The organism is Enterobacter sp. EC_64 (assembly GCF_019584165.1).
Lineage (GTDB): Bacteria > Pseudomonadota > Gammaproteobacteria > Enterobacterales > Enterobacteriaceae > Enterobacter > Enterobacter roggenkampii.
On record NZ_VDAS01000035.1, the window covers coordinates 21,727 to 29,629 of the forward strand.

9 protein-coding genes are annotated in these 7,903 nt (G+C 46.6%); 3 read left to right on the plus strand and 6 right to left on the minus strand.

Features of this window, described 5'->3' with window-relative positions; translation table 11 throughout:
- The first annotated feature begins 162 nt into the window (after positions 1 to 162).
- Positions 163 to 1,164, plus strand: coding sequence for a tryptophan--tRNA ligase (trpS, locus tag FHC52_RS20270; RefSeq protein ID WP_220420234.1), 1,002 nt, complete (start codon positions 163 to 165; stop codon positions 1,162 to 1,164).
- 43 nt (positions 1,165 to 1,207) lie between these two features.
- On the opposite strand, the gene FHC52_RS20275 is transcribed toward trpS, so the two are convergent.
- The 4 genes from FHC52_RS20275 to FHC52_RS20290 all read right to left on the minus strand — a co-directional run bounded on the left by FHC52_RS20275 (position 1,208) and on the right by FHC52_RS20290 (position 3,608).
- On the minus strand, positions 1,208 to 1,663 hold the full coding sequence (locus FHC52_RS20275) for a SymE family type I addiction module toxin (protein ID WP_084832036.1): 456 nt from the start codon (positions 1,661 to 1,663) through the stop codon (positions 1,208 to 1,210).
- A 443-nt stretch (positions 1,664 to 2,106) separates the two neighbouring features.
- Positions 2,107 to 2,592: an Hcp family type VI secretion system effector gene (locus FHC52_RS20280; RefSeq protein ID WP_008501360.1), complete on the minus strand. Its 486-nt coding sequence runs from the start codon at positions 2,590 to 2,592 to the stop codon at positions 2,107 to 2,109.
- 1 nt (position 2,593) lies between these two features.
- A complete protein-coding gene (locus FHC52_RS20285; RefSeq protein ID WP_032655104.1) occupies positions 2,594 to 3,112 on the minus strand; it encodes a hypothetical protein in 519 nt (172 codons plus the stop codon).
- Positions 3,093 to 3,608 (minus strand): DUF2778 domain-containing protein, encoded by a 516-nt coding sequence (locus tag FHC52_RS20290; RefSeq protein WP_220420235.1) that lies wholly within the window; start codon positions 3,606 to 3,608, stop codon positions 3,093 to 3,095. The genes FHC52_RS20285 and FHC52_RS20290 overlap by 20 nt, the downstream gene beginning before the upstream one ends.
- 638 nt (positions 3,609 to 4,246) lie before the next feature.
- Between FHC52_RS20290 and FHC52_RS20295 the strand changes: the two genes are divergently transcribed.
- On the plus strand, positions 4,247 to 5,260 hold the full coding sequence (locus tag FHC52_RS20295) for an HNH endonuclease domain-containing protein (protein ID WP_032655107.1): 1,014 nt from the start codon (positions 4,247 to 4,249) through the stop codon (positions 5,258 to 5,260).
- Positions 5,260 to 5,862: a bifunctional 2-polyprenyl-6-hydroxyphenol methylase/3-demethylubiquinol 3-O-methyltransferase UbiG gene (locus FHC52_RS20300; protein WP_220420236.1), complete on the plus strand. Its 603-nt coding sequence runs from the start codon at positions 5,260 to 5,262 to the stop codon at positions 5,860 to 5,862. Before FHC52_RS20295 ends, FHC52_RS20300 begins: the two co-directional genes overlap by 1 nt.
- A gap of 48 nt (positions 5,863 to 5,910) precedes the next feature.
- On the opposite strand, the gene FHC52_RS20305 is transcribed toward FHC52_RS20300, so the two are convergent.
- Both FHC52_RS20305 and FHC52_RS20310 read right to left on the minus strand, forming a co-directional pair.
- Entirely contained in the window at positions 5,911 to 6,576 is a 666-nt protein-coding gene (locus FHC52_RS20305) for a hypothetical protein (protein WP_220420237.1), read from the minus strand.
- A gap of 72 nt (positions 6,577 to 6,648) precedes the next feature.
- On the minus strand, positions 6,649 to 7,668 hold the full coding sequence (locus tag FHC52_RS20310; RefSeq protein ID WP_220420238.1) for a Z1 domain-containing protein: 1,020 nt from the start codon (positions 7,666 to 7,668) through the stop codon (positions 6,649 to 6,651).
- Between the last annotated feature and the right edge of the window lie 235 nt (positions 7,669 to 7,903).

Here is a 7,903-nt window from a genome sequence, read left to right on the forward strand (position 1 = left end):
GTAAAGAGATGAACATAAACCACGCCGTGCTCACCGTAAACCGCTGGTGGCTGCCTTCTTAAAGGCGGCACGGAGTAGTTTTCCCCATTTTCAGATAGCCGCCGAAAGGCGGCTTTCACATTTCTAAGACCCCTTTCGGCAACTGCACATTAAGGAGTCTTTATGAACACGCAAACCATCCTCACCGGCGATCGCCCAACCGGCCCGCTGCACCTTGGCCACTTCGTCGGATCGCTGCGCCAGCGCGTGGCGCTGCAGCAGACGCACAACCAGTTTGTGCTGATTGCCGACCTGCAGGGGCTGACCGACAACGGCAGCAACCCGCAGAAGATCCGCGACAACATTCCCGAAGTGCTGGCCGACTACCTCGCCGCGGGCATCGACCCGAGCCTGACCACGATCTGTCTGCAGTCCGCCCTGCCCGCCCTCGCCGAGCTGACGATGCTGTATATGAACATCGTCACCGTCGCCCGCGTGGAGCGTAACCCGACGGTCAAAAACGAGATTGCGCAGAAGGGCTTCGCCCGTTCGCTGCCGGTCGGGTTTATGGCCTACCCCATCAGCCAGGCGGCGGACATCACCGCGTTCAAGGCCGAATGCGTGCCCGTCGGCGACGACCAGCTGCCGATGATTGAGCAGACCAACGAGATTGTGCACAAGATGAACAGCCTGCTGCCCGCCCCGGTGCTGCGCCACTGCAAGGCGATGCTGAGCGACACCAGCCGCCTGCCCGGCATCGACGGCAGCGCCAAGATGTCGAAATCGCTGGGCAACACGCTGCACCTTTCGGCCAGCGAAGAGACCATTCACCGTGCGGTCAGCGCCATGTACACCGACCCGAACCACCTGAAGGTGAGCGACCCGGGGCAGATTGAGGGGAACGTGGTGTTTACGTACCTCGACGCGTTTCATCCGGACAAGGAGAAAGTGGCGGCGATGAAGGCGCACTATCAGGCGGGTGGGCTGGGCGACCGGGTATGTAAGAACGAGCTGGAAGCGTGTTTGCAGGAACTGATTGCACCGATGCGGGAGCGGCGGGCGGTGTATATGCAGGATAAGGGTGAGTTGATGGCGATGCTGAAGCGCGGGACCGAACGGGCGCAGGGGGTGACGCAGGCGACGTTGCGGGAGGTGAAGGTTGGGCTGGGGGTGCCGGTGTTTTGAAAGCGGCTTAAATAATAATCCCGGCGCAGGGCCGGGATATTTATCAGGCGTTACGCTTAATGACCGGAATATCGCCGGTGTCATTTAACGCGCCAGGGAATGTTTTTAACCACTGCGCCACTTTCTTTTTATTTATATTCACCACGCTCATACCTTCCAGGCATCCCCATAATTCTCTTGTATGCTGGGGCGTAATCACAATGCAGTCTTTCATGGCGCGGATTTTTACCGGCATGCCGTTGATAAAGCCTGCCCGGGTTAACCAGTCACCGCCCAGGAGAAGGTATTTCATGTCTATGCGTGCATAGAGTTCGCAGCAGGCGGCACTGTCCTGCGGCGTTTCGGCACGGGGATGGACGGGTGCCGCGTTGGTCTGGTTGCCGTGAAGACGGCGGGCGCTGTTTTTGCGTACCAGCTCGCGGTTTTCAATCACGCCGGTGAAAGCGTCTGATTCTGTTTTGCAAACAGTAAACTCTGGCTTAAAATTCGTCGCAGCCATTTTCAACTCCTCGATAGTTGGTGGTGGTTAGCGGTATGGGGGTGTTGCAGCACCTTCATATCGCGAATTCTCTCTTTAAATATTTCTTAATACTTCCTTTGCCGTTCGGCGTAATTTCTGGTGCTCATTATACAGGGCTGAATATAAATACAGCGGTTTTGGGTGGGGTGAATTTGAATTTTGCGAGGGGGATTCAGGAAAAGGGTTGGGTCAGGGAAATTACGCAGTGATGACTATCAGAATATAAGGTGAGCGCCCGCATGGACCTCAGAGCAACCATTCGCCGATCTGCGGGCTGGCAATGCGTCGTTTTATTATCAAGTTCGGTGACCGACTGAGCGATCACCTTTAATACGATGGCAGTTACACAGCATTTCGGACAGGCTCCTTTGAGAGGATAAGCGTTAATAAAGAGGAGGCACTCAATGCCTCCTTTCTATTTATTACGCTCTTACGTTCCAATCGTCCGTATACTGGACATTACCATCAACATAACGCCAGGTGATTTTGTCATACATCAGGGAAACAGATTCCATGTGGTTGATCTGCGAGTTTCCTGCCATCTTAGCGTTTGGCATCCCTGGGTTAATGCCCGTCACTTTCACACCCTCAATGGTCATGACGAAGTAGCACTCTTCTTGTCCTGCATGGTTAATGCGATACCAGCGAATCTCCGCACTTTTCAACGTTTGACCGGTGGCAACGGCTTTGTATAGATACGGGCTGGAGCTATCAAACTCCTTTTCAATCATCATCGGAGAATGTGAACGCTTGCCAGTAATCTTCCCGTTGGCACTGTCTACTGGAATGTTCAGACCATGACTAAAGCCAACAATCTCTATACTCCCCTCACGATCCTGAACGTCTACAGCTCCTTTAATGTCTGCGCCGCCATCGTCCTTAAGCCACATGTAAGCCGGAATAGGCATTTTACAAACTCCTTTTAGTTGTGATTTTCTTCGTGATGAACCAGTAGCAAACAATCGTTAAGAGCAACTGAAAGCCCACAATCGCCGCCATTGTGAAATTTGAATACGTTTGATCCGGGAATAAAGACTGATAAGGCAGCAAGCGAAATAATGCCCAAAACAGGAAGGTAAACCCGAAGATTTTAGCTAACCGTCGCAATGTGGAACTGAACCACTCTCTGGGGATGCCATCTGGACTAACTTTATGTGTCGCGCCACGGTACGCCGTGGTAATAGCGCTCATGACAGGTACGCTGATTAATGTATTGATTAAGATGCTAAAGTAGCCGTCTAACGATTCCCAAACTTCTGGATCAGGTTCACCCAAAATGAAGCGGGTAAACTTGTCGGCGCTTTGGAAATCGAAAAGCCCCGTAATAGAATTAACTAATCCATCATACGGAACCATTTCAGCAACGATCAGCGCAACAACAGCGAACAGCACTATCTTGATGAATAAACTAAGGGCATGTTTTGCCATTGGAGATTACCTCAATCGTGCCGTATGCCTGTAGATTCCTCATGCAAGGAACATCTATTCTTTGGCTTCTCAACAGAGCATTACGCAACATGGCAAAATCAGAATCATGTGGGAGAGTGATACAACCTTCTGATAGTACACCTGGATGCAAACGGAAATTGCCACGCTTAACGCTCTCAATCCAAGTGTAATCGTCGATCCCCCAATCATCACGCCATAATGCGAACCATTCAGAATGTTTGAATGTTGCACCATTGGCGAAGTGATTATAAATGTCTCTTCCCACTGTGTTTAGCTGTGACTTGAGTCCACCCTGAGGGCGGTCAACAATCCAGTATTTACCCGCTGGTACTGGCCCCTCTTTGGGGATCATTCCACATGCCCCACGATTACGGTAAGCACCATTACCAGAGAAAGCTAAAAACGTGCCTATACCAGGAAACGATAACGGGGAGTAGTACACATCATTAATTACGAACTTTCCATGTAGAGCCATATATAACCCTTTTATCTATAATGATTTATTGGCTTATCGTACTCCTACGCAATCGGACATAAGAAGGTTTTCTTCCGAGAGTCCTCTGATTTTCAGACAATAGCCCGTTGGTGGTAAGACAACGTGTAAGGCCGTTAGGCGGTAACATCAGAGGTGAGTCAGGAAGCTAAGTTTATCAAGTTGACCATGTAGCCTCAGGGGCGAGACCGAACCGCTGGCAGAGTGAACTGCTCCCTGATGTTAGTAATGTCTTCATAAGCCACATGAGGACATTCCCATGAAGAGGCGTTTTTCCGACTGGCGTAATTACTGCTGCCTATTATACAGAACTGAATATAAATACAGCGGTTTTGCGACAGGTAAAATTGGGAAATACGAGGGGGATTCAGGAAATGGGTTTGGGGGATACTGATAACTCGCTGGCTTGAAAATCAGTCTTATTTTCCTCATCCAGAAATCTATTCATTCGCTAAAGTACCTTAGACGACAAATTCATCGCATCCAGCCCTTCTTCTCAGATCCCACAAAAATTCATCAAACCTATAGATTAACGATTTACATCACCCTGATTTTGTTATGTGATCCTGTTACAGGCTTTAGTAACGCCCTGCCCAGCCAACCGTAACAGGACTTCATCGATGGAATTTTATCAGGCCGATCCGACGCTTGAGAACTACTGGCGTGGTGTGATCCTCTTTGGAAGGAACGTCGCATCTTACAAATTTGCGCTGGCGTCAGCATTGTATGAAGTGGATAAGACGGGCAGCGATTTGATTACGCTCGACCAGCTTGCCGTGCCGTTCAGCCGCTATCTTTGCGAGCACCTGAAGCATGCGCCAAAACAGATCACCTCCCGCAGCAGTCAATTTCTGGAAACCTGCCTGAAGTTCAACCGAGGTGAAATCACCCATGCCCAACTTATTGAAGCGACGGTGCGCCTTGGCTTTAACAACGTGATCGATGCCTTTCATTACGTGAACCAGGGTGAGATCGATAAACGTTTTTTCCTTGATGAGCGCAAAACCCACAACGGGATCCGCCTGACGGATAACTTCTTTTTACTGGGCGAACGCCTGCAGTATAAAAACCTCGCCTTTGAAACCAATGCTCGCTGGAACCTGGTTGAACAGGCCTGGTCGATGGGGATATCGCGTAACCTTGTGGGCGTAGAGTTCGACGAAGATAATCAGCTGTTGTTCACGAGGGTGAACGCGCGGCGGGTAGACATCACCAGCTGTCGCGACAGCCTGAATGGTTACCAGAAAGGACGGTGTTTTTACTGCTTTAAACCCATCAGCCTGGTACCGGGAGACGCAGAACTGGCGGACGTCGACCACTTTATTCCCTGGGCTGCCCGCCATGAGGTGAGCAATATTAACGGCGTATGGAACCTGGTGCTGGCCTGTCGGTGCTGTAACCGTGGCGTCGAAGGTAAATCTGCACGGATTCCCGACCTCAGGCTCCTGCAGCGGTTACACACCCGCAATGAGTATTTTATTCAGAGCAAACTGCCGTTACATGAGACGATTGTTCTACAGACAGGGCAACGTCCTGAAGCACGGAGAAGCTTTCTTCAGCGTAACTGGCAGGCCGCGCTGGACAAACTTATCCATACCTGGAAACCCAACGCGGAAGGCGAGGCAACGTTTTAATGACACTTCACTACTATCAGAATCACGCACAGGATTTCTTCGATGGCACGGTTAATGTCGATATGACCCCGCTTTACGAGGCCTTCACCCAGCATCTGCCTAACGGTGGCCGTGTTCTGGATGCGGGCTGCGGTTCAGGACGAGACGCAAAAGCATTTCATGAGATGGGGTATCAGGTGGATGCTTTTGATGCCTCTTCCGCTATGGTGGAGCTGGCAAGGCAACATACCGGGTTACCCGTGCAACTGATGACGTTTTCAGAGATCGACGGTAAAGCGCAGTACGATGGGATTTGGTGCTGTGCCTCTTTATTGCATGTCCCCTCTTCTGAACTGCCAGTGGTGATGCAAAAACTTGCGGATGCGCTTAAGCCTGGCGGCGTCTGGTATGTGTCCTTTAAGTATGGCAACGGTGAACGCGTGCAGGGTGAAAGACGGTTTACAGATCTAAACGAAATGGAATTGCGGAGATTACTTAATCGTATGAGTGAAATAGATATTTTTTCGTTATGGATTACGAAAGATAATCGGCCAGACCGAGATGAAATTTGGTTTAATGGAATTCTGAAAAAGAAAATAGAGCGACAAGAGACCTCATCATGAGAATGATAAAAATTGAAGGGCTTCTGTTACAGAGCCCTTCGAAAAAGATTAATTATGATTTTGCACAAGAACAGAACATGCTAATCTTTGAGGGATCCATACTGCTACGACTGGTACGTCACTAATCATTCTTTGATTATCCATTTTTAAGTCAATGTAATGAATCTGTACACTTACTCTTTGAGGATCTTTTATCATTGCATCTCCAGGATAAATTTCACCACGGCGTGAAGACTCAACGGGATAAGCCCCTTGGAACAAATAGGAATTTATTTTTCGAATTCTTCGTTGATTAGGGCTCATCCTATAAACAATACAACTCTCAGTAATATCATTTTCTATTGCTTTTGCTAAATGTAATAACATTGCAGTGTTTGTTTGAGAATCGTTACTCCCAGTTACTCGCAGTTTAATGAGCAAGTTTTCATATAAATCTTTTAAAAGAACGTTATCACAAACTAAATGCTTCTGGGTCTCAGTGCGTTCATTATGCCCCACATCCGAAACAAAAGATAAATGACTCAAAAACTCTGCTGTAGTCTCCCTATTATCACTAACTATGTTATTCGAGGGAAACATTAATTTTGGCATAATCCATTTATCAGAAAATTTTGTATGCATGTAATCAAATTCGAGAACGCTATCCCTACAAGGTTTTAAATCCAAATCTAAAAGAAAAGCCCTTTTCCATGAGTTTAATGGTTTATTTTCCAACTCTACAATCTTAAGCTGTTTTCTAATATCTTCTTCGTGTGTGACATAATTTCTAAATGCTTCAAGTGTGCTTTATTCTAAATAAACTCTGCAGAAACCTAAATAATTTTTCTTGTAACCAAAAAATCTTGCTCTTTGTTGGATAGTATCAGCATTTCCAACACCGACCCCCCTCGGCATGTATGTTACAGTCAACCCTTCAACTGTAAATCCTCTATCAACTGCGATCCCCCCCACCAAAATCCATCCATAATTATGCTGCCAATCAATTGCTGGAGTTTTGTTTTTTCTGGAGTTTACTTCAACAATTTGAGTATTTTTAAAAGCAATACCGAAGGAATTAGCCACCTGTTCAAAGGGCGGTAAACATGTTGTTTCTTTCAAGTGGTTATAGGATTTTCTAAATTCGTTTAAAAGATCTATTTTATCTAAATCGCTATCTGGTAATGCTAAACAGGTTTGCCATTCATCAAATATACTCCGTACCCATCCATAAAATTCTTTATGCTGGGCTGTTAAATGCGATGGATGGACAAGCATAGAACGATTACCTGTATTACCCGACTCCTTAATGCCTACAGCTACTCCCAACATAAATATACGCAGGGCATCAAGTAGAGATGATGGAGGATAAGTTAAGGGATTATCTTTAGTTGGAACTTCATTTGAAGGAATAAGTTTTATATACGAAGAGTTTCTATCAAAAAAATCTCGACCACCAATATAAGCATCACCTGGTTCTAATACTTTTACAAAATTTGGTGATAAAGAATCTATAATATTAATTAATAACGGAGCTTGAGGAGTTGCGGTGTATTGTAAATAAGTATGATTCGGTAGAGAGTTTCTAAGCCTTATCAAACAACTATATGTTGCGCTTTCCTCACCTTGTGATGCTTCAGTATTTAAACTTACTTGATCTGCCTCATCATCAATGATCAGGACTGATGTACCATTTAGATCTAATGCTTCAAAAATTTCAGCTAATTTTTTTATTCGTGTATGATTTTTCAAGACCGTAATAAGAATAGTTTTCTTATAAATTGCATCGGTTGATGAGTCCTTAGATATGGAAAGTGTATTCCGAATCATCTGTCCATCAGAATCTAAAGATGTCGGATTTTCCAGTTGTACCCACCTACGGCCTCTATTTACATCATTTAAACCTAAGTCTTTTTTTAATCTATTAGAAGATTGTGCAAGTAACGGATTTGATCTTGACCCGCCATTTCCGGACAGCTTTTGTATCTTAAGTTAACGATGCCCGCTGCCGCCGGTATTCTCTCGGAGAGTGATATCCCAGCGCACTATGCGGGTGATTTTCATT

What these genes read in the sequence shown, in the direction of transcription:
- trpS (WP_220420234.1), top strand. Translation starts at nt 163, where the DNA reads ATGAACACGCAAACCATCCTCACCGGCGATCGCCCAACCGGCCCGCTG.
- FHC52_RS20275 (WP_084832036.1), bottom strand. Translation starts at nt 1,663, where the DNA reads ATGGCTGCGACGAATTTTAAGCCAGAGTTTACTGTTTGCAAAACAGAA.
- FHC52_RS20280 (WP_008501360.1), bottom strand. Translation starts at nt 2,592, where the DNA reads ATGCCTATTCCGGCTTACATGTGGCTTAAGGACGATGGCGGCGCAGAC.
- FHC52_RS20285 (WP_032655104.1), bottom strand. Translation starts at nt 3,112, where the DNA reads ATGGCAAAACATGCCCTTAGTTTATTCATCAAGATAGTGCTGTTCGCT.
- FHC52_RS20290 (WP_220420235.1), bottom strand. Translation starts at nt 3,608, where the DNA reads ATGGCTCTACATGGAAAGTTCGTAATTAATGATGTGTACTACTCCCCG.
- FHC52_RS20295 (WP_032655107.1), top strand. Translation starts at nt 4,247, where the DNA reads ATGGAATTTTATCAGGCCGATCCGACGCTTGAGAACTACTGGCGTGGT.
- FHC52_RS20300 (WP_220420236.1), top strand. Translation starts at nt 5,260, where the DNA reads ATGACACTTCACTACTATCAGAATCACGCACAGGATTTCTTCGATGGC.
- FHC52_RS20310 (WP_220420238.1), bottom strand. Translation starts at nt 7,668, where the DNA reads ATGATTCGGAATACACTTTCCATATCTAAGGACTCATCAACCGATGCA.